Below are 18,661 nucleotides of genomic sequence, written 5' to 3'. Positions count from 1 at the left end.
CGCGGCGACGGGCCGAGTGGCGACGGGCCGAGTGGCGACGGGCCGAGTGGCGATCGTTCCGGCGGCGATCATTCCGGCGCGCCGGAATGATCGCTAAGAGAAAATTGTCCGATTAGCGCGTATCGTCGGCCCATGCCCACGCCATACGGATCTCGCGGCGGCATGGCATTCAGTGCGGACGAGCTGCGTGTGCTCCGACGCGCCCTTGCCATCGCCCTCCACCCTGCCCCCCTCCAGGACGAGGACGTCCAGGACTGCCTGCGCCTGGCCGAATCCGTGGACGAGGCGGTACGCGAGGCCGGCCGGCTGCGCGCCTTCCTCCTCGACGACCTGGCCCGCTACCGCGAGGCCCTCCCCGGGGCGCTCACCGGCTATCTGCGGCTCCTCCGGGACGCCCTGGCCGCCGGGTACGACCCCGGGGTCGACGACCTCGCCGCCCTGCGCGCCCTGCGCCGCAACCCGGCCGCGGCCTCGCTGCTCGCCCGCTGTCAGATCCTCGCCGAGCGCTCCGTACGCGCCCGGCTCGCCCGGGTCTCCCAGGCGACGGGCTCCGTCGCCCCCGCTGTCCCCGTCGGTGCGGCGATCGCGCCCCGGGCGCGGCTGCTGGCCCTCCCGGGCGGGCTGGCGGCGGCCGGCGACCCGAAGCCGAACCCGCCGTCGGGCCCCACTCCCGGCGAGCGCCCGGTGCCCAAGCCCTCCGAGGTGTTCCCGCCGCGCCGGCGGCCCGTCCCGCCGCCCCCGCCAGAGGAGCGGGTCGCCGGATAGCTACTCTGGACGCCATGGACTACGTATCCGCGCTCCTGCCCCCCGTCGTGATGGCCGCCTTCTTCATCGGCCTCGTCGTCACGATCGTCAAGAGCCAGGGCGGCCCGAACAAGGCCAAGGAGGACGCGGTCGTCGACGCCGCGATCGCCCGCGCCGAGGCCACCCGCCAGGCGGAGGGCTCCGCCTAGACCCCGCCGAGGCGGAGGGCCGCCTGAGCCCCCGTCGAGGGACCCCGCACCACCGGGACGTGCGACCTTTCGAGGTCGCGCGTCCTTTTTGTTGCGTTTCTCCATGTAAATAGCCGCTTATCAACCCTTTGCGAACTATGGTGGCACTGTGCCCCGCCCATTGGGAGACCTTGAGGACGCCGTCATGACGCGCGTCTGGCAATGGAACCGCCCGGTGACCGTCCGGGAAGTTCTGGAAGACCTCCAGCAGGAACGGTCCATCGCCTACACCACCGTCATGACCGTCATGGACAATCTCCATCAGAAGGGCTGGGTGCGCAGGGAAGTCGACGGCCGCGCCTATCGATATACGGCGGTCTCCACCAGGGCCGCTTACTCGGCCGCGCTGATGAACGAGGCCTGGGCCCAGAGCGACAACCCGGCCGCCGCCCTCGTCGCCTTCTTCGGGATGATGTCGCAGGACCAGCGCGAGGCGCTGAACGACGCCATCCGTATCGTCCAGCGAGACAACCCCCTTCCCGCCCCGCCCGAAGAGGCCGTGGGCGACAAGGGCGCCGAAGGATCCGAGGGCCGGGAGCGATAGCGTCCCCCCATGTCGCCGTCTGCTTCCCCGGCCGCTTCCGCGGCCTCAGCCAAAGCCGTCACCGTACGCAGGGCCCGCACCAGCGATGTCGCCGCGGTCCGCCGTCTCGTCGATCCTTTCGTCCAGCGCGGCATCCTTCTCGACAAGGCGACCGTGACTCTTTACGAGTCCATCCAGGAGTTCTGGGTCGCGGAACGCGACGAGGACGCCACGGTCGTCGGTTGCGGCGCTCTGCACGTCATGTGGGAAGACCTCGCGGAAGTCCGCACACTCGCCGTCGATCCCGAGTTCAAGGGAGCCGGCGTAGGACATCAGGTACTGGGCAAGTTGTTGCAGACCGCCCGATGGCTCGGGGTGCGGCGCGTATTCTGCCTGACCTTCGAAGTCGACTTCTTCGCGAAGCACGGCTTCGTCGAGATCGGCGAGACCCCGGTCGACGGAGATGTCTACAGCGAGCTCCTCCGTTCCTATGACGAGGGCGTCGCCGAGTTCCTCGGTCTCGAACGAGTGAAGCCGAACACCTTGGGCAACAGCCGCATGCTTCTGCACCTGTGACCCGGAACCCCGCGGCGATCCCGAACCCATCGTCAAGCGATCCCGAACCGGATCCCTATGTCCGAATCGCGCATGTTTCCCGTGCCGTCGGGGTTCTGAACCTCTCCCAGGGGTTTGTGTTTTTCCGGGAAAAGCGGTTTCCTTTCCGCGTACTGCATTTTCGATGAAAGGAAATCCGGTGGCACAGAAGGTTCAGGTCCTTCTTGTCGACGACCTCGACGGCGTCGAGGCGGACGAGACGGTGACGTTCGCGCTGGACGGCAAGACCTACGAGATCGATCTCACCACCGCAAACGCGGAAAAGCTCCGCGGCCTGCTCGAGCCGTACACCGCGGGCGGTCGTCGCACCGGTGGCCGCACCACGGGTGGACGTGGCAAGGGCCGTGTGGCGGCCGGTAGCCCCGACACCGCGAAGATCCGCGCGTGGGCCAAGGAGAACGGCTACGACGTGAACGACCGCGGTCGTGTGCCCGCCACCGTCAAGGCGGCCTACGAGGACGCGAACCGCTGAGGCGGCCGCTGCTGAGGCGCCGGGCCGCCGGTCCGGGCACTCAGCAGCCGCACCCGGTGGCACTCCGCGGCGGCGGCGGCCACGAGCCGCACCAGGGAAGGGGCGTCCGCACCGCCCCAGGGCGCGGACCGCAGGGCCGGAAGCGAGGTCTCGACCTCACGCCCCGGCACGGGCGCCCGCAGCCAGAGCGCCGGACCCGGCGCGCCGGAACCGCCCCGCCCCGGGGGGAGGGGCGCGGTCATCCGGCCGTCGGTGCCCAGCATCGCGAGATCCAGCGAGATCCCGCCCCATTCGAGCCAGTCGAGCAGCCCAGGCAGCTCCTCCGCGCTCCCCGCGGCCACGAGCAGCCGCATCCGGCGGCCCATGAGGGCCACCGGCCCAGTCGCCGCGCCCATCCTGCGCAGCACCCCACGGCCGGCCGTGGCGGGCAGCTCAAGGACGTCGAAGCGCAGCCCCGTGACCAGCTGCACCGGGGGACCGGCCACCGCCGCCCAGCCGAGCTCGTGCTCGTACCACCGCACCAGACCACTGTCGCCGTGGCCGGGGCCGATGCCGTCGCGGACGCCATCGCCGTCGAGCGGCGAGCGGGGAAACGGGACGGTGAAGGGCATGCCCTGCGCAACTCCCGCGAAGCCCTCTTGGTTACGCCGGGGCCTCGTCCGCGCTCGCACGTGCCTCGATCCCGGCTCGTACGTGCCTCGATCCCGGCTCGCTCGCGCCTCACTCGCGCCACATCCGCGGTGACGTACGGTCCCGATCCGGATGCGCAAGGTGTCCGTGATGGGGCGTACGGGCGCATTCGGCAGCGCAAGGGTGTTCGCTGGTAGCGGAGGGAACCGGGGTGCGCCGCATGGAGTGTCAGTGCTTACGGGTAAGACATTCCTAGTGGAGTGGGGTGACTCGCGGGCTTCGGCGTCTCACGTTCGCCATCGGCGTACTCAAGGCGCGGGTAACTACTTGGCCTGCGGGAACATCGTCTCGCACCATCGGGTTGGAGCATTTGTCGGTTGTTCGGCGGCAGGTCTCCCCGCGGAAGAGGGGTGATCCGGACGGATGTCGGCAGTTGGAATGAGCGGTCCCCGCTTGCGGGACTAAGCTGCGGAAGGACAGGGAGGGGATCGACCCCTAACTGACTGACCGCTCTGAGGAGCGATTAACGATGTTCGAGAGGTTCACCGACCGCGCGCGGCGGGTTGTCGTCCTGGCTCAGGAAGAAGCCCGGATGCTCAACCACAACTACATCGGCACCGAGCACATCCTTCTGGGCCTTATCCACGAGGGTGAGGGTGTCGCCGCTAAGGCCCTGGAGAGCCTCGGGATTTCGCTCGAGGCGGTCCGCCAGCAGGTGGAGGAGATCATCGGACAGGGGCAGCAGGCCCCGTCCGGGCACATCCCCTTCACTCCTCGTGCCAAGAAGGTCCTGGAGCTCTCGCTCCGCGAGGCACTCCAGCTCGGCCACAACTACATCGGCACCGAGCACATCCTGCTCGGCCTGATCCGCGAGGGCGAGGGCGTCGCCGCCCAGGTCCTCGTGAAGCTGGGCGCCGACCTCAACCGGGTGCGGCAGCAGGTCATCCAGCTGCTCTCCGGCTACCAGGGCAAGGAAGCCGCCACGGCCGGCGGCCCTGCCGAGGGCACCCCCTCGACGTCCCTGGTCCTCGACCAGTTCGGCCGGAACCTCACCCAGGCGGCCCGCGAATCCAAGCTCGACCCGGTCATCGGGCGCGAGAAGGAGATCGAGCGGGTCATGCAGGTGCTGTCCCGCCGTACGAAGAACAACCCGGTCCTCATCGGCGAGCCCGGCGTCGGCAAGACCGCCGTCGTCGAAGGCCTGGCGCAGGCCATCGTCAAGGGCGAGGTGCCCGAGACCCTCAAGGACAAGCACCTCTACACCCTGGACCTCGGCGCGCTGGTCGCCGGCTCCCGCTACCGCGGTGACTTCGAGGAGCGCCTGAAGAAGGTCCTCAAGGAGATCCGCACCCGCGGCGACATCATCCTGTTCATCGACGAGCTCCACACCCTCGTGGGTGCGGGTGCCGCCGAGGGCGCGATCGACGCCGCCAGCATCCTCAAGCCGATGCTGGCCCGTGGTGAGCTCCAGACGATCGGTGCCACGACGCTCGACGAGTACCGGAAGTACCTGGAGAAGGACGCGGCCCTCGAGCGCCGCTTCCAGCCCATCCAGGTCGCCGAGCCGTCGCTGCCGCACACCATCGAGATCCTCAAGGGTCTCCGCGACCGGTACGAGGCCCACCACCGGGTCTCCATCACCGACGAGGCCCTCGTCCAGGCCGCGACCCTGGCCGACCGGTACATCTCGGACCGCTTCCTCCCGGACAAGGCGATCGACCTGATCGACGAGGCCGGCTCCCGGATGCGCATCCGCCGGATGACCGCGCCGCCGGACCTCCGCGAGTTCGACGAGAAGATCGCCGGCGTCCGCCGGGACAAGGAGTCCGCGATCGACTCGCAGGACTTCGAGAAGGCCGCCTCTCTCCGTGACAAGGAGAAGCAGCTCCTCGCCGCGAAGGCCAAGCGGGAGAAGGAGTGGAAGGCCGGCGACATGGACGTCGTCGCCGAGGTCGACGGCGAGCTGATCGCCGAGGTCCTCGCGACCGCCACCGGCATCCCGGTCTTCAAGCTGACCGAGGAGGAGTCCAGCCGCCTGCTCCGCATGGAGGACGAGCTCCACAAGCGCGTCATCGGCCAGAAGGACGCCGTCATCGGCCTCTCCCGGGCGATCCGTCGTACGCGAGCCGGTCTGAAGGACCCGAAGCGCCCCGGTGGCTCGTTCATCTTCGCCGGTCCGTCCGGTGTCGGTAAGACCGAGCTTTCGAAGGCCCTCGCCGAATTCCTCTTCGGCGACGAGGACGCGATGATCTCCCTCGACATGTCGGAGTTCAGCGAGAAGCACACGGTTTCCCGCCTCTTCGGTTCGCCGCCCGGATACGTCGGCTACGAAGAGGGCGGCCAGCTCACCGAGAAGGTGCGCCGCAAGCCGTTCTCCGTCGTGCTCTTCGACGAGGTCGAGAAGGCCCACCCCGATATCTTCAATTCCCTTCTCCAGATCCTGGAGGACGGTCGCCTGACCGACTCCCAGGGCCGGGTCGTGGACTTCAAGAACACGGTCATCATCATGACGACCAACCTCGGGACCAGGGACATCTCGAAGGGCTTCAACCTCGGCTTCGCGGCCCAGGGCGACACGAAGTCCAACTACGAGCGGATGAAGGCGAAGGTCAGCGACGAGCTGAAGCAGCACTTCCGCCCCGAGTTCCTCAACCGTGTGGACGACATCATCGTCTTCCCGCAGCTGACGCAGGACGACATCCTCCAGATCGTCGACCTGATGATCGGCCGCGTGGACGAGCGACTCAAGGACCGGGACATGGGCATCGAGCTCTCCCAGTCCGCGAAGGAGCTGCTCGCCAAGAAGGGCTACGACCCCGTGATGGGCGCCCGGCCGCTGCGCCGGACGATCCAGCGCGAGATCGAGGACACGCTGTCGGAGAAGATCCTCTTCGGCGAGCTGCGCCCCGGTCACATCGTGGTCGTGGACACGGAGGGCGAGGGCGAGGAGCGCACGTTCACCTTCCGCGGCGAGGAGAAGTCGGCCCTGCCGGACGCCCCGCCGATCGAGGCCACGGGCGGCACCGGCCCGAACCTCTCGAAGGACGCGTAACGCTTCCGCTGAGCCGGTAGCACCGAAGGGGCGGCCCCGGAACCATCACGGTTCCGGGGCCGCCCCTTTGCGCGTACTCAGGTGAGTACGCGCACCGTGGGCGCGAGGTGCTCGGTGCCCGTCAGACGCAGGTCGTCGGCGTGGAGCTCGGTCAGACCCGCCAACCCCGCCAGCGGGGTCACGTCCACCTCACTCCCCGGGTCGGAGAAGAGCGCCAACACCTGGAGTCCGGGAAAGGCCCGCACAGCCTGCTCGAACCGCGGCGACTCGTCGTGGGCGGAGACCACGATCTCGCTGATCCATGGGAGGACGACATCCTCCGGGAGCTCTTCGAGATCCACGGACGCGACGGCGAGCTGCCGGAGCTGTGTCAGCAGCGTCAGCTCTCGCCAGTCGTACGCGGTGACCGCGTGGGCGTCCCAGAGGGTGAGCTGGCGGAGATGGGAGGCGTGGCGCAGACCCTTGATGCCTTCCGCCGGCCAGCCGCCGAAGGAGAGTCTCCGCAGGGGCGCCCTGGAGGGGAGGCCGCTCAGGGGCCAGAACAGGCCATCGGGGAACTCCAGGGCCAGTTCTTCGAGCCGGGTGAGGCCGACGAGCGCGGTGAGGTCGGGGTCGTTGCCCTCGCGCGCCAGGAACAGCATGCGCGGGTCGCAGGCGGCCAGGAGCTCGTCCAGCGCCCGGCCCGAGACGCCGTCGCCGATCTCCAGCCGGTCCGGGGCGATGCCGAGCCGCAGCAGCTCGGCCGCCTGGTCGTCGTGCAGGACGGTGAAGTGGAGATCGGTCGGGTCGATGACGGCGATGACCGCCTCGGCGTACGCGAGGGTGTCGAAGCGCTGCCATCCCCAGACGAGCTGGGCGCGGACGTCCAGCGTGGATCCGCGGGCGAAGCGGGCCAGGTAGGGGATGGCGGCGTCCGAGGGGATGTGCGTCGCGGTGGTCACCGCCAAGAGGGCGTTTAATTCGCTCAGCCCCTCCGGGCCGGGGAGCAGGTCCAGCACCATGCGGCCCGCCGTCGCCAGCTCGCGGGCCTCGTCGGGCGTGCGGGGCGGGACCAGTTCCGCCGCCCGGGACAGGACTTGTTCCCGTACCTCCGGTGTCACCTCGGTCGCGTGGTTCAGCGCGGTCGCCGCCAGGATCAGGAGGCGGAGCTGGTCCCGGCGGTCCTCGGCGGCGTCCGCCGCCTTCAGGAGCTCGCGGAGGATCTCCGCGCACTCGTGGGGGCGGGCGTGGCCCACCGCCATGCGGATGACGTCCTCCCAGGTGTCGTCCGTGGCGTGCTGGATCAGGACGCCGATGTCCCAGACGTCCACCAGGGCCTTGGCGGCCAGGTAGTCCTGGAAGGTGCGGTGGACGAAGTCGACGGTGTCGGTGGTCGGCTCGCGCAGCAGGCCGCTGCGGTGGAGGAGGTGGGCGAAGACCCGGTCCGGGGCGTAGGCGGACGCCTCGACCATGGCGGGGACGGCCTCCGCGATGACCGACTCGGCGTGGGCGCGGTCCATCTGGAGCCGGCCGTTCCGGGTGAGCCAGTAGGCGAGCCGCTGGACCAGCTGGATCTGCGGGGCCGCGTCGAGATCGATCCCGTACGGGTTCCCCATGCCCCGCTCCCGGTCGCGGCGGGACAGGAGCATCGACAGCGCGGACTCGTAGAGCGCCTTGCGGCCCCGGGGCAGATAGCCGCGCCGGTCGAGGTGCAGGGCGCAGACGAGGCCGCACATCAGGGGGTTGGTGGCGAGCTGGGCGACGTGTTCGGTGGCGCGGAGCGCGTCGAGGAGCTGCTGCTCGTACGGCTCCGCCCCGGGCCCGGCGGCCTGGTGCCAGCGGCGTACGAAGGTGGCGACCTCGGTGCGGGACATGGGGGAGAGGGTCAGGTCGGTGAAGCCGTCCCGGGCCAGCCAGTCGTTGTCCACGGCGGTGGGGCGGGCGGTCACGAGCCAGCGGTTGCCCTCGTACGCGCTGAGCAGGTCGCGGAGCCACTCACGGGCCCGGCCGCGCTCGGTCTCGGGGATCTCGTCGATGCCGTCGACGAGGACCAGGCCCCGCCCGGCGGCCAGGACCCGGTCGGCCCAGCCCTCGGGGGCGGTGAGCGGGCAGCCGGCGGCGGAGAGGAAGCGGTCGGGGCCCGGGAGCCGCTCGCCGTGGCGGGTGAGCGTGCGCAGGGGGAGGACGAAGGGGATGCGGCCGTAGAGGTACGCCATGCCGTCCGCGCGGTCGTCCGAGGCGGCGGCGACGGTCAGCCACTGGACGAGGGTGGTCTTGCCCGAACCGGCCAGGCCCCGTAGGAGGACCTTGTCGTGGCGGGCGAGGGCATGGTCGGCACGGAGGTGGGTCTTGGCGAGTTCCTGCCGTACGGGAGCGGGCGTGGCCGGCTCGGCGGGTCCCGCCGCCTCAAGGGACAGGTACGCCACGTCCAGCGGCCACTCCTTCGCCGAGTGGTGCAGATCGATGCCGTAGATCGTCAGGCTGCCGTGCTTCTTCGCCAGGTGCCCCAGGTACCGCCGCTCGAACTCCGCGTGCCGGACGTCGACGTGCGGCGTGCGGGCGAGGACGGCGTCCACCTTCGCGATCAGCTCCGCCTGCCCCCGGGTCTGCTCCACCAGGCTGCGGGCGACGAACGTCGAGCGCTGGGTGAAGAACTCCAGGAGGTGGAGGGAGGCCCACTCGGTCATGGAGTCCAGGTAGAGGACGGAGTCGGTGGAGAGGCCGTCGGGGGCCGGGGCAGCCGCCCGCAGTCGGCGGGCGAGGGTGCGGTGGCCGAGGCGGACCGCCTGGACGTCGTCCATGTCGAGGTCGCCGAGGGCGAGGAGGGTCGTCCCCAGGGTGTGGGCGACGGCCTCGGTCTCGTCGGCCGGGAACGGCGCTTCGCCGGGCCCGCCGCCCGAGCGCTCGACGAGGGCGGTGGCGAGCTTCCGGACGTCCTTCTCCGTGAGGGTGCGCTTCTCACCGCGGAAGGAGACCAGGGAGGAGAGCCGGATGGCACGGGCCCCACCGGTGAGCCCGGCCCCTGGACCGTCACTGACCAGCAGTTTCTTCAGCAATGGGCTGATCGCTGCCGAAGCGAGACGGGTGCCGATGAGTGCCGGTTCCATGTCTGTCCCCCTGAAGATCACCGAATCCGCCAGCGTAGTGCTGGACGGCCTTTCCGATCGCTCGGTTGCGTGACCCAGGTCCCATTCACCGTCGGCGCCGGGTGACAAGGCGCACAGGCGTTTTGGCGGGTACTAACCGGAATAGTGGCGACCTTTAGGTGGGATTCGGGACGTTCAGTGATCAATTATCGGGACTTTGGTCCCAGAGGGTCCCGAACCGGGCGGTGTACGGCCTTTCGGGCAGTTTCGGCCCCCTGTCACATGCGGTTGAACCGTTTCCCTTGTGGCGGTATGTCCGGTTTCAGGAGTTGAAGTCAAGGGCGTCAAGGGTCGATCTCCCCCGGAGATCGCTACGACGCTATGTCGTAGATGGGGTGTTTTGGGCTGGGCGGGGGTCCGGGTTACCAAGGATGAGCAAGCCCGGCGCCACGCACCGTTCGCGTCGGGTCCCGTTCTTCCCCGGAGGTTTTCCCCCGTATGTCGAAGCGCGTTATGAACCCCGCCGCCCGTGTCACCGCCGTCGCTCTCACCGTCGCCGGTCTGGGAGCGTCGCTGGTGGCCGGGGCAGGGTCCGCCTTCGCCGCCGAGGGCAAGGCCGTCGCCCCGGTCGCCGCGACCGCGTCCGCCGCCGTCGCGGCCCAGGCCGAGGCCCAGGCGCACGTCGCCGCCCAGGTGAAGGCCGCCGCCGCGAAGGCCGCCACGGCCAAGGCGGCCACCGCCAAGGCCGTCGCCGTGAAGGCGACCCCGGTGAAGGCCGCCAAGAAGGCGACCCCGTCCTGGGTCAAGCCGGTCACCTCGTACACCCTCTCGGCCAGCTACAACCAGGGCGGCGCCATGTGGGCCCACAAGCACTCCGGCCAGGACTTCGCCGTCCCGACCGGCACCCCGGTCAAGGCCGCGGGCTCGGGCACCGTCGTGAAGGCCGGCCCGAACGGCGGCGGTGACGGCCCCGCGTACGGCAACGCGATCGTCGTCAAGCACGCCAACGGCACGTACTCGCAGTACGCCCACCTGTCGAAGATCAAGGTGAACGTCGGCCAGAAGGTCGCCGCCGGCCAGCAGATCGCCCTCTCGGGTAACACCGGCAACTCCTCCGGCCCGCACCTGCACTTCGAGATCCGCACGACCCCGAACTACGGCTCCTCCGTGAACCCGGCCGCCTTCCTGCGGTCCCACGGCGTGAGCATCTGATCCGGCTGACGGACTCCCGCTACTTGGCCCCGTGGGCCTGGTTCAGCAGATCGAGGGCGACCTCGAGGACGGCTTCGCGCTTGTCCTCGGAGTCGCCCTCGACGTTGTCCATGAAGAACATCCCCGCGTGCAGGGTGAAGATCGCGCTCACGCAGCGGACCCGGTCGCGCACGGTGAAGTCGGGCTCCTGGATCAGACCGCTCAGTTCGAGCATCCGCTCCTTGAAGGTCAGGCCGATGCTCAGCTCGCGGACGGCCGCCTGGTTCTCCTGCATGAAGCGGAACAGCGGATACGCGCTGATCAGGGACTCCTGGTAGCGGCGCAGGATCTCCTCCCTGACCTCCAGCGTCCGTGGCTGCTCCCGTGCCCACTCGATCAGCTCGTCCACGGGCCGGGTGAGGTCCTGGAAGATGCTGATGATGATGTCTTCCTTGGTCTTGAAGTGGTAGTAGAGCGCGGCCTTGGTGACATCGAGGTGCTCGGCGATCTCGCGCAGCGAGGTCTTCTCGTAGCCCTGCTCGGCGAAGAGTTCGAGGGCCACGTCCTGGATGCGCTGGCGGGTGTTGCCTCGTGCCTGGGCCATGACTGCTCTCGCTCTCCGACTTTTACTTACTTGACGACCGGCAAGTTACGGGTCTACCGTCCCCATCATAGTAACTAGCCGGGCGGCAAGTAAGGGGATGGCGATGGCGACCGACGGGACAGTGCGAGCAGTCGAGGAGAAGGCACCGCCGGCGCGCAGCGTCCGCGTCGTCCTCCTCGCCCTGATGATCGCGATGCTGCTCGCGATGCTGGACAACATGATCATCGGCACCGCGATGCCGACGATCGTCGGCGAGCTCGGCGGCCTGGAGCACCTCTCCTGGGTCGTCACCGCCTACACCCTGGCCACCGCCGCCTCCACGCCCCTCTGGGGCAAGGTCGGCGACATGTTCGGCCGCAAGGGCGTCTTCCTCACCTCGATCGTGATCTTCCTGATCGGCTCGGCGCTCAGCGGCATGGCCCAGGACATGGGCCAGCTCATCGGCTTCCGCACGATCCAGGGCCTCGGCGCCGGCGGCCTCATGGTCGGCGTCATGGCCATCATCGGCGACCTGATCCCGCCCCGCGAGCGCGGCAAGTACCAGGGCATGATGGCCGGCGTCATGGCCCTCGCCATGATCGGCGGACCGCTCGTCGGCGGCACCATCACCGACCACTGGGGCTGGCGTTGGTCCTTCTACATCAACCTGCCGCTCGGCGCCGTCGCCCTCGCCATGGTCACCACCGTCCTGCACCTGCCGAAGAAGCAGCGCGCCACGGGCACCCGGATCGACTTCCTCGGCGCCGCGCTGCTGACCGTCGGCATCACCGCGATCGTCCTCGTCACCACCTGGGGCGGTACGGAGTACGCCTGGGGCTCGGCCACGATCGTCGGCCTCACGGTCGCCGGACTCGCCTCCCTCGCGGCCTTCCTGTGGGTGGAGACCAGGGCCGAGGACCCGATCGTGCCGCTGCACATCTTCCGCAGCCGCAACTTCACCCTGATGTCCCTGATCGGCTTCATCACCGGCTTCGTGATGTTCGGCGCGGTCCTCTACCTGCCGATCTTCCAGCAGTCCGTCCAGGGCGCGTCGGCGACCAACTCCGGCCTCCTGCTCCTGCCGATGCTGCTGGCCATGATGATCGTCTCGCTCCTCGTCGGCCGGTTCACCACCAGCACCGGCAAGTACAAGATCTTCCCGATCGTCGGCGGCGTCCTCATGACGGCCGGCCTCTTCCTGCTCGCCACGATGGACACCGGCACCTCGCGGCTGACCTCCGGTGTCTACATGGCCGTCCTCGGCGCCGGCATGGGCTTCCTCATGCAGATCACCATGCTCGTCGCGCAGAACAGCGTCGAGATGAAGGACATGGGCGTCGCCTCGTCCTCCACCACCCTCTTCCGGACGCTCGGCTCCTCCTTCGGCGTCGCGATCATGGGCGCGCTCTTCACGAGCCGCGTCCAGGACGAGATGGCGGCGCGCGGCGGGTCCGGGCTGACGGAGCGGACCGCCCAGCTCGACGCGGCGAGCCTGGCCAAGCTGCCGGAGGCGCTGCGCGAGGCCTACCAGTACGCGGTCTCCGCAGGCACCCACTCCGCCTTCCTGGTCGCCGCTTCGGTCTCCGTCCTCGGCTTCGTCCTCGCCTTCTTCGTCAAGGAGGTGGCGCTGCGCGGTGCGGGACCGGCGGAGCCGAAGGCGCCCGAGGGTGACGACGCACCGAAGGTCGCCGAGACGGTCTGACGATGTGACGGTCGGACGCCCGGGCGCTCGTGCGGCCGAGAGGGCCTGACGCCCGGGCGCTCGTACGGCCGAGAGGGCCTGACGCCCGGGCGCTCGTACGGCCGAGAGGGCCTGACGGCCGGGCGCTCGTACGGCGAGACGGTCCGACGCTCGGACGCTTGTGTACGGCGGTGGGGCCGGTCCCGGAAAAGGGGCCGGCCCCACCGCCGTACGCGCTCCGCCAGGACGGGTCAGTCCGGCAGCCGCAGCATCGGGAAACTGCCCGTCGCCGTCGGCGCGTGGTCCGGCAGCCACAGCACCGCGATCGCGCCGCCGACCCCCTCGGGGGCCGTCGCCGAGGCCACGTTCCGGAAGGTCAGCCGGGCGCCCAGCACCCGCGCCTGGCCCGCCGCGATCGTCAGCCCCAGGCCGTGGCCCTGGCCCGCGCGGTCGCTCGTCCCCGTACGGAACCGGCTCGGGCCCTCCTTGAGGAGCGCCTCGGGGAAGCCCGGACCGTGGTCGCGGACCCGCACGACCCGGCCCTCGACGGTGACCTCCACCGGCGGCTTGCCGTGCTTGGCGGCGTTGGCGAGCAGATTGCCCAGGATGCGCTCCAGGCGGCGCGGATCGGTGCTCACCCAGGACTCGTGGACGACCCGGACGACCACCTCGGGATCGAGGCTCCGCACCCGCCGCTCCACGAACTCGCCGAGCGCGATCTCCTGGAGCTCGGCCCGCTCCGACGCGCTGTCGAGCCGGGCCACCTCCAGGACGTCCTCGACCAGCGTCCGCATCGCCTGCGCCCGGTCCCGTACGAGCTCGGTCGGACGCCCCGGCGGCAGCAGCTCGGCCGCCGTGAGCAGCCCCGTCACGGGGGTGCGCAGCTCGTGCGCGATGTCCGCGGTGACCCGGCGCTCGGCCTCGATCCGCTCGTTCAGCGCGTCCGTCAGGGCGTCGATCGCCCGGGCCAGCTCGTCGGTCTCGTCCCGGACGACCCCGCCGATCGCGTCCCGTACGCGGACGTCCGTGTTGCCCTGGGCGACCCGCCCGGCCGCGGCGGCGGCCTTCCGCAGCCGCCGCGAGAGCTGGCCGCCGATGAGCACGCCGAGGGCACAGCCGCCGAACACCACCGAGACCGAGCCGATGACGAGCGCCCGGTCCAGATCGGTCATGATCGCCGCGCTGCGGTCGGCGAAGGGGATGTGCAGCGACAGCACGTCGCCGTTGGCGAGCGGTACGGCGGCCCACACGTCCGGTGGCCCGCCGTGCCGGTGCTCCTGCACGAACGTGCCGCGCCGCCGGTCGCGCATCAGCTGGTCGAGCTGAGGCGGCAGCGCCGGGTCGTTGATCTTCGTGCCGAAGCGGGGATCCTTCGGCTTGGACGTCTCGTACATCCGCTGGGCGAAGAGCAGCCGCTCCATCTGCACCTCGCGCGCGTTGTCGAGCATCGAGATGCGGGCGGCGTTGTGCACGACCACGCTCAGGGTGACCGCGATGAGCGCGCCGACCGCCGCGATGGCGACGGCGATCTTCCAGCGGACCCCGGTACGGAGGGCGAGCGGCTTCACGGGCCGGCGGAGGCGCGGCTTCACGGAGCGGAGGGAACGCGGGCTCACGGGGCGGCGGAGGCGCGGGCTCACGGGGCGGAAGGACACCGTCCGCTAGCCCTTGAGCTTGTAGCCGAAGCCCCGGACCGTCTCGATCCGGTCCTGGCCGATCTTGGCGCGCAGCCGCTGCACATGGACGTCCACAACCCGGGTGTCGCCGCCCCAGCCGTAGTCCCAGACCCGCTCAAGGAGCTTGTCCCGGGACAGGACGGTGCCCGGGGCGGACGAGAACTCCAGGAGCAGCCGCATCTCGGTCGGGGTCAGCGCCACCGGCGTCCCGTCCTTGCGGACCTCCATGCCCTCGGTGTCGACCTCCAGGTCGCCGAAGGCGAGCAGCCCGCCGCCGTCCGCCGCCCCGTCCCCGCGCTCTCCGGCGCCGGGGCCGCCCGCGTGCCCGAAGCGCCGCAGGACGGCCCGGATGCGGGCCATGAGGACGGAGCCGTCGAAGGGCTTCGTGACGTAGTCGTCGGCCCCGGCCTCCAGGCCGAGGACGACGTCGATCGAGTCGGCGCGCGCCGAGAGCATGATCACCGGCACGGTCGACTCGTCGCGGATGCGGCGGCAGAGGCTGACGCCGTCCATGCCCGGCAGCATCACGTCGAGGAGCGCGATGTCCGGTCGCCGCGCCCGGAAGGCGTCCAGGCCGGAGAGCCCGTCGGGCATCGCCGTGACCCGGAAGCCGTCCCGCTCCAGGGCGAGCTGGGTGGCCTCACGGATGACGTCGTCGTCCTCGACGAACAGGACATGGGTTTCGGCCATCGTGCGTGCCCTTCGGGGTCTGTGCTGCTGCGGTGCTGCGGTGCTGCTCGGGTGGTGCGCGGTGCTGCTCGTGCGGTGGGGACTCAGCTCTGGGCTGGTTGGCTCGTGGCAGGCTCCACGACGGCCTCGCCGTCCTCCCCGACGGCACGGCTGTAGTCGTTGTGCACCCAGTCGTGCTGGGTGAACCTGTTCCCCGACCAGCGGTACGTGATCACGTCCTCGCCCGAGGGATACGCGACGGGGTCGCCCTTCGCGTACACCTGCTTGGTGACGATCAGGTCGCCCCGGTCGATCGTGGCGTAGACCGCCGCGTCCTCCGCCATGAACACGTTCTCGTACCGGTCGCTCTGCTTCCGGTAGACGTACGTACCGATACCGACGGCATCACCGCAGGTCATCACGTTCACGACGACATCGGGGGCGGCGCTGCCCGTGAGATTGCCGTAGGACGCGTCCACCGGGTAGGCGTCCGCGACGCACGGCTTCAGATCGTCCTTGAGCCGCTCGCCGATCTTCGGGTCGGCCTTCAGCAGCGCGATCGGATCCACCCGCTCGGCGGACTGCGGACCGCTGGTGGCGGCGGGGGAGGAGGGGCTGGGTGCCGCCGCAGCGGTCTCGTCGACGCGCGCCGCGCCCTCGTCGCGGGAGCCCGTACCGCCCGTGGAGCAGGCGGCCATGGACAGCCCGACGGCGACGAGCCCGGCCACCGCCGTGACACTCGCCGCCTTGACGGTACGGCGAGGGCGGCGCCGCCCGGTGCCGTACCGGTCGTCGCCGCCACTCCTGCCGTCTTCGTCGCCGCCGTGCTTTCTGCCGTCGTCGTGCACTCTGCCGTCGTCGGCTTCGGCGTCTAGGCCGCGCACCGCCCCCGCCCCCCTTCGTCACCTCGTACGTCCGTCCGCTCCCCCGTCCGTCCCAGGGCGCGGGCGTCGAGGTCGCGGCTCTCCAGCTCCTGGCGGAGCCGGGCCAGCGCGCGGTGGAGCGTCGACTTCACCGTACCCGTCGACATCCCGAGCGCCGCCGCCGTCTCCTCCGTGCTCATCTGCTCCCAGTGGCGGAGGACGACGACGCTGCGCTGCTTCGGTGCGAGCACCTTCAGGATGTCCATGAGGAGGGCCCGGTCGGCGTGCTGCTCGGTCGGGTCGTCGACGCTCGCGTCGGGCAGCTGCTCGGTGGGGACCTCTTCGAGCTTGCGGGAGCGCCACCACTCCGTACGGGTGTTGATCATGACGCGGCGCAGGTAGGCGTCGGCGAGGGACTTGTCGGCGATGCCGTCCCAGCGGCCGTACGTCCGGGCCAGCGCGGTCTGGAGGAGGTCCTGGGCGTCGACAGGGTCGGGTACGAGACGACGGGCACTGCGCAGCAGCGCGTCCTGCCGCGTGCGTACGTACTCCTCGAAGTCGAGCACCTCTCCGTGCCTCATCCGAACCGCCTCCATCCCCGTGACCTGCCATTTCCTCGTGTCGTGGACGACGCTACGGAGGAGTTGTCACGGGGCTGTGCGGGGCAGCCGTCGGTGGACGCACGGCTACCCATCGGTTGTGTAACAGAGGGCACGGAGGTGGTTTCGCGGAGGCGGCCCCGGGAGAGCGCCTGCCCGGGAGAGCGCCTCCCTCAGGAGAGCGGCAGCCGGTAGAGCCCGCCCTCCAGCGGTTCGACGAGACCGTCCGCGACCAGGCCGTCCAGGGCCCGGCCCCGCTGCATCGGCTCGTCCCAGACCGCGTCCAGGGCGGCCTGCCCGACCGGGTCCGTCGACTCGCGCAGCACGGCGAGGAGCCGGCCCCGCACCTGCCGGTCCGTGCCCGCGTACGTCTGGCCGCGCCGCGGCGGCCCGTCGTGCGCCGGCTTCCCCGCCAGCTGCCACGCGCAGCGCTCGGCGATCGGGCAGCGCCCGCAGTCCTCGTTCCGCGCCGTGCACACCAGCGCGCCCAGCTCCATCGAGGCCGCGGCCCAGCGCGAGGCCGTCGCCTCGTCCTCCGGGAGCAGCGCCCTGGCGAGGCGGCGCTCGGCGGCCGTGGTCGCGTTCGGCGGGTACTGGACGCCGGTCGCGGCCCGCGCGAAGACCCGGCGCACATTGGTGTCCAGGACCGCGTGCCGCTGCCCGTACGCGAAGGAGGCCACCGCCGCCGCCGTGTACTCGCCGATGCCGGGCAGCGAGAGCAGCTGCCCGTGGTCGCGGGGGACGTCGCCGCGGTGCCGTTCCGTTATGGCCGTGGCCGCCGCGTGCAGCCGCAGGGCCCGGCGGGGATAGCCGAGCCTGCCCCAGGCGCGCACCGCCTCGCCGGGGGCCTCCGCGGCCAGGTCGGCGGGGCGCGGCCAGCGCGCGAGCCACTGCTCGTACACCGGCAGGACCCGGACGACCGGGGTCTGCTGGAGCATGAACTCGCTGACCATCACCCCCCAGGCGCCGGCCTCGGGGTGGCGCCAGGGCAGGTCACGGGCGTGCCGGTCGAACCACGCGAGGACGGGCCCGTGCAGCTCCGGGGGAAGAGAAGGAGCTACGGGGGCCTCGGGACCGGGGGGAGTGTCGATGGAAGTCATGGCACCCCGATCCTGGCACGTCCGCGGTGGGATCACCGCGCGCCGTGGCGCGAGCGTTCGGGCCGGTCGGCGCGCGGGGAGGCGTGCGTAGGAGCGTACGCCGAGGCGTGCGCGACGGCGTGCGCCCGGGGCCCGCGCCCCGCGCACCACACGACGGCCGAGCTCCGGCTCGACCTGGCCGTCTCCACGAGCGCCCGCACGGGCCGCTCAGCCGCCCGCATGACGAGGAAGGCGACCAGGGCGCCGAGCAGCAGGCCGACGGTCACGTCGTGCGGGTAGTGCACGCCCACGAAGACCCGGGAGAACGCCATGAGCAGCGCCATCGGCGCGGTCAGCCAGACCATCCCGCGCCAGGACAGGGCGAGCGCGACGGCGGCGGCGCCCGCGATGGCCGAGTGGTTGCTCGGGAAGGACCAGTCGCCGTACGGCGGGCACTGCACGAGCGCGGTGGGCGCTCCGAGGACCGCCCGGCACGGCCGCTCCTCGTCGACCAGCGACTTCAGCGCCTCGCTCACCACGTAACCGAAGGCGGTGGCGAGCGGGGCGAGCAGCGCGAGCGCCATCATCCCGCTCGATCCCGTACGGGAGCGCCACCAGCCGGCGAGGAACAGCACGCCGAAGAGCAGCAGTCCCGCCTCGGTCCACACCTCCGCGAGCCACTGGAACCAGTGCGGGGTGGAGTGGGCGAAGTCGGCGACGTCGAGGTAGAGCCGATCGGAGAGGTCGAGGAGGGAGTCCATGGGGGACGACGCTAACCGGAATCCGGAGCTCTCCGCCCCGGGCCAACGGCCAGAGCGACCCCCGACGAAAGTCGGGGGCCCCGCCGGAACCCGGCGAATCCCCGCCGCTACGGCCCTGTTCGGGAAAAGTTCCCGGCACCGAAGGATGTGATCATCGGCAAAACTTGACGCCTCGGGCGGCGGGTGGGGCGGGAGTTGGGCCGGATCTCT

17 protein-coding genes are annotated in these 18,661 nt (G+C 70.8%); 8 read left to right on the top strand and 9 right to left on the bottom strand.

Annotated elements, in window-relative coordinates:
- Positions 1 to 162 precede the first annotated feature (162 nt).
- The 5 genes from ACWFR1_RS29855 (at position 163) to ACWFR1_RS29835 (ending at position 2,602) form a co-directional block, all read left to right on the top strand.
- A complete protein-coding gene (locus ACWFR1_RS29855; protein ID WP_453556644.1) occupies positions 163 to 765 on the top strand; it encodes a hypothetical protein in 603 nt (200 codons plus the stop codon).
- A gap of 14 nt (positions 766 to 779) precedes the next feature.
- Positions 780 to 953: a hypothetical protein gene (locus ACWFR1_RS29850; protein ID WP_453556642.1), complete on the top strand. Its 174-nt coding sequence runs from the start codon at positions 780 to 782 to the stop codon at positions 951 to 953.
- Positions 954 to 1,101: 148 nt separating this feature from the next.
- Positions 1,102 to 1,536, top strand: a complete 435-nt coding sequence (locus ACWFR1_RS29845) for a BlaI/MecI/CopY family transcriptional regulator (protein ID WP_453556640.1) — start codon at positions 1,102 to 1,104, stop codon at positions 1,534 to 1,536.
- Positions 1,537 to 1,545: 9 nt separating this feature from the next.
- Positions 1,546 to 2,091, top strand: a complete 546-nt coding sequence (locus tag ACWFR1_RS29840; RefSeq protein WP_453556638.1) for an amino-acid N-acetyltransferase — start codon at positions 1,546 to 1,548, stop codon at positions 2,089 to 2,091.
- A gap of 178 nt (positions 2,092 to 2,269) precedes the next feature.
- A complete protein-coding gene (locus ACWFR1_RS29835; RefSeq protein WP_017240029.1) occupies positions 2,270 to 2,602 on the top strand; it encodes a histone-like nucleoid-structuring protein Lsr2 in 333 nt (110 codons plus the stop codon).
- On the opposite strand, the gene ACWFR1_RS29830 is transcribed toward ACWFR1_RS29835, so the two are convergent.
- Positions 2,581 to 3,213 carry an SCO3374 family protein gene (locus ACWFR1_RS29830; RefSeq protein ID WP_453556636.1) on the bottom strand — a complete coding sequence of 211 codons (633 nt, stop codon included), beginning with the start codon at positions 3,211 to 3,213 and terminating at the stop codon, positions 2,581 to 2,583. The genes ACWFR1_RS29835 and ACWFR1_RS29830 overlap by 22 nt on opposite strands.
- A gap of 548 nt (positions 3,214 to 3,761) precedes the next feature.
- Here ACWFR1_RS29830 and ACWFR1_RS29825 point away from each other — a divergent pair.
- A complete protein-coding gene (locus ACWFR1_RS29825) occupies positions 3,762 to 6,284 on the top strand; it encodes an ATP-dependent Clp protease ATP-binding subunit (RefSeq protein ID WP_453556634.1) in 2,523 nt (840 codons plus the stop codon).
- 77 nt (positions 6,285 to 6,361) lie between these two features.
- On the opposite strand, the gene ACWFR1_RS29820 is transcribed toward ACWFR1_RS29825, so the two are convergent.
- The gene (locus tag ACWFR1_RS29820; RefSeq protein ID WP_453556632.1) at positions 6,362 to 9,370 is read right to left on the bottom strand and encodes an NACHT domain-containing protein; all 3,009 of its coding nucleotides are present in this window, start codon (positions 9,368 to 9,370) and stop codon (positions 6,362 to 6,364) included.
- 477 nt (positions 9,371 to 9,847) lie between these two features.
- Here ACWFR1_RS29820 and ACWFR1_RS29815 point away from each other — a divergent pair, with 477 nt between their 5' ends.
- Positions 9,848 to 10,561, top strand: a complete 714-nt coding sequence (locus ACWFR1_RS29815; protein WP_453556631.1) for a M23 family metallopeptidase — start codon at positions 9,848 to 9,850, stop codon at positions 10,559 to 10,561.
- A 19-nt stretch (positions 10,562 to 10,580) separates the two neighbouring features.
- On the opposite strand, the gene ACWFR1_RS29810 is transcribed toward ACWFR1_RS29815, so the two are convergent.
- Positions 10,581 to 11,144 (bottom strand): TetR/AcrR family transcriptional regulator, encoded by a 564-nt coding sequence (locus ACWFR1_RS29810; RefSeq protein WP_453556629.1) that lies wholly within the window; start codon positions 11,142 to 11,144, stop codon positions 10,581 to 10,583.
- Between the two features lie 103 nt (positions 11,145 to 11,247).
- Between ACWFR1_RS29810 and ACWFR1_RS29805 the strand changes: the two genes are divergently transcribed.
- On the top strand, positions 11,248 to 12,825 hold the full coding sequence (locus tag ACWFR1_RS29805) for an MDR family MFS transporter (protein WP_453556627.1): 1,578 nt from the start codon (positions 11,248 to 11,250) through the stop codon (positions 12,823 to 12,825).
- 230 nt (positions 12,826 to 13,055) lie between these two features.
- On the opposite strand, the gene cseC is transcribed toward ACWFR1_RS29805, so the two are convergent.
- The 6 genes from cseC to ACWFR1_RS29775 form a co-directional block, all read right to left on the bottom strand.
- Positions 13,056 to 14,372, bottom strand: a complete 1,317-nt coding sequence (cseC, locus tag ACWFR1_RS29800) for a two-component system sensor histidine kinase CseC (RefSeq protein ID WP_453556679.1) — start codon at positions 14,370 to 14,372, stop codon at positions 13,056 to 13,058.
- A 93-nt stretch (positions 14,373 to 14,465) separates the two neighbouring features.
- Positions 14,466 to 15,170, bottom strand: coding sequence for a two-component system response regulator CseB (gene cseB, locus ACWFR1_RS29795; RefSeq protein ID WP_453556625.1), 705 nt, complete (start codon positions 15,168 to 15,170; stop codon positions 14,466 to 14,468).
- 83 nt (positions 15,171 to 15,253) lie between these two features.
- Entirely contained in the window at positions 15,254 to 16,033 is a 780-nt protein-coding gene (locus ACWFR1_RS29790; protein ID WP_453556623.1) for a hypothetical protein, read from the bottom strand.
- Positions 16,021 to 16,593 carry a SigE family RNA polymerase sigma factor gene (locus tag ACWFR1_RS29785; protein ID WP_453556621.1) on the bottom strand — a complete coding sequence of 191 codons (573 nt, stop codon included), beginning with the start codon at positions 16,591 to 16,593 and terminating at the stop codon, positions 16,021 to 16,023. The genes ACWFR1_RS29790 and ACWFR1_RS29785 overlap by 13 nt, the downstream gene beginning before the upstream one ends.
- Before the next feature lie 191 nt (positions 16,594 to 16,784).
- Entirely contained in the window at positions 16,785 to 17,711 is a 927-nt protein-coding gene (locus ACWFR1_RS29780) for an A/G-specific adenine glycosylase (RefSeq protein WP_453556619.1), read from the bottom strand.
- A 32-nt stretch (positions 17,712 to 17,743) separates the two neighbouring features.
- Positions 17,744 to 18,451 carry a phosphatase PAP2 family protein gene (locus ACWFR1_RS29775; protein ID WP_453556617.1) on the bottom strand — a complete coding sequence of 236 codons (708 nt, stop codon included), beginning with the start codon at positions 18,449 to 18,451 and terminating at the stop codon, positions 17,744 to 17,746.
- Positions 18,452 to 18,661 lie beyond the last annotated feature (210 nt).

It is taken from the genome of Streptomyces sp. NPDC055103, assembly GCF_053607625.1.
Note: the sequence above shows the minus strand (reverse complement) of the source record. Positions and strands in the feature narration are given on the sequence as shown.

What these genes read in the sequence shown, in the direction of transcription:
- ACWFR1_RS29855 (WP_453556644.1), top strand. Translation starts at nt 163, where the DNA reads ATGGCATTCAGTGCGGACGAGCTGCGTGTGCTCCGACGCGCCCTTGCC.
- ACWFR1_RS29850 (WP_453556642.1), top strand. Translation starts at nt 780, where the DNA reads ATGGACTACGTATCCGCGCTCCTGCCCCCCGTCGTGATGGCCGCCTTC.
- ACWFR1_RS29840 (WP_453556638.1), top strand. Translation starts at nt 1,546, where the DNA reads ATGTCGCCGTCTGCTTCCCCGGCCGCTTCCGCGGCCTCAGCCAAAGCC.
- ACWFR1_RS29830 (WP_453556636.1), bottom strand. Translation starts at nt 3,213, where the DNA reads ATGCCCTTCACCGTCCCGTTTCCCCGCTCGCCGCTCGACGGCGATGGC.
- ACWFR1_RS29825 (WP_453556634.1), top strand. Translation starts at nt 3,762, where the DNA reads ATGTTCGAGAGGTTCACCGACCGCGCGCGGCGGGTTGTCGTCCTGGCT.
- ACWFR1_RS29820 (WP_453556632.1), bottom strand. Translation starts at nt 9,370, where the DNA reads ATGGAACCGGCACTCATCGGCACCCGTCTCGCTTCGGCAGCGATCAGC.
- ACWFR1_RS29815 (WP_453556631.1), top strand. Translation starts at nt 9,848, where the DNA reads ATGTCGAAGCGCGTTATGAACCCCGCCGCCCGTGTCACCGCCGTCGCT.
- ACWFR1_RS29810 (WP_453556629.1), bottom strand. Translation starts at nt 11,144, where the DNA reads ATGGCCCAGGCACGAGGCAACACCCGCCAGCGCATCCAGGACGTGGCC.
- ACWFR1_RS29805 (WP_453556627.1), top strand. Translation starts at nt 11,248, where the DNA reads ATGGCGACCGACGGGACAGTGCGAGCAGTCGAGGAGAAGGCACCGCCG.
- cseB (WP_453556625.1), bottom strand. Translation starts at nt 15,170, where the DNA reads ATGGCCGAAACCCATGTCCTGTTCGTCGAGGACGACGACGTCATCCGT.
- ACWFR1_RS29785 (WP_453556621.1), bottom strand. Translation starts at nt 16,593, where the DNA reads ATGAGGCACGGAGAGGTGCTCGACTTCGAGGAGTACGTACGCACGCGG.
- ACWFR1_RS29780 (WP_453556619.1), bottom strand. Translation starts at nt 17,711, where the DNA reads ATGACTTCCATCGACACTCCCCCCGGTCCCGAGGCCCCCGTAGCTCCT.
- ACWFR1_RS29775 (WP_453556617.1), bottom strand. Translation starts at nt 18,451, where the DNA reads ATGGACTCCCTCCTCGACCTCTCCGATCGGCTCTACCTCGACGTCGCC.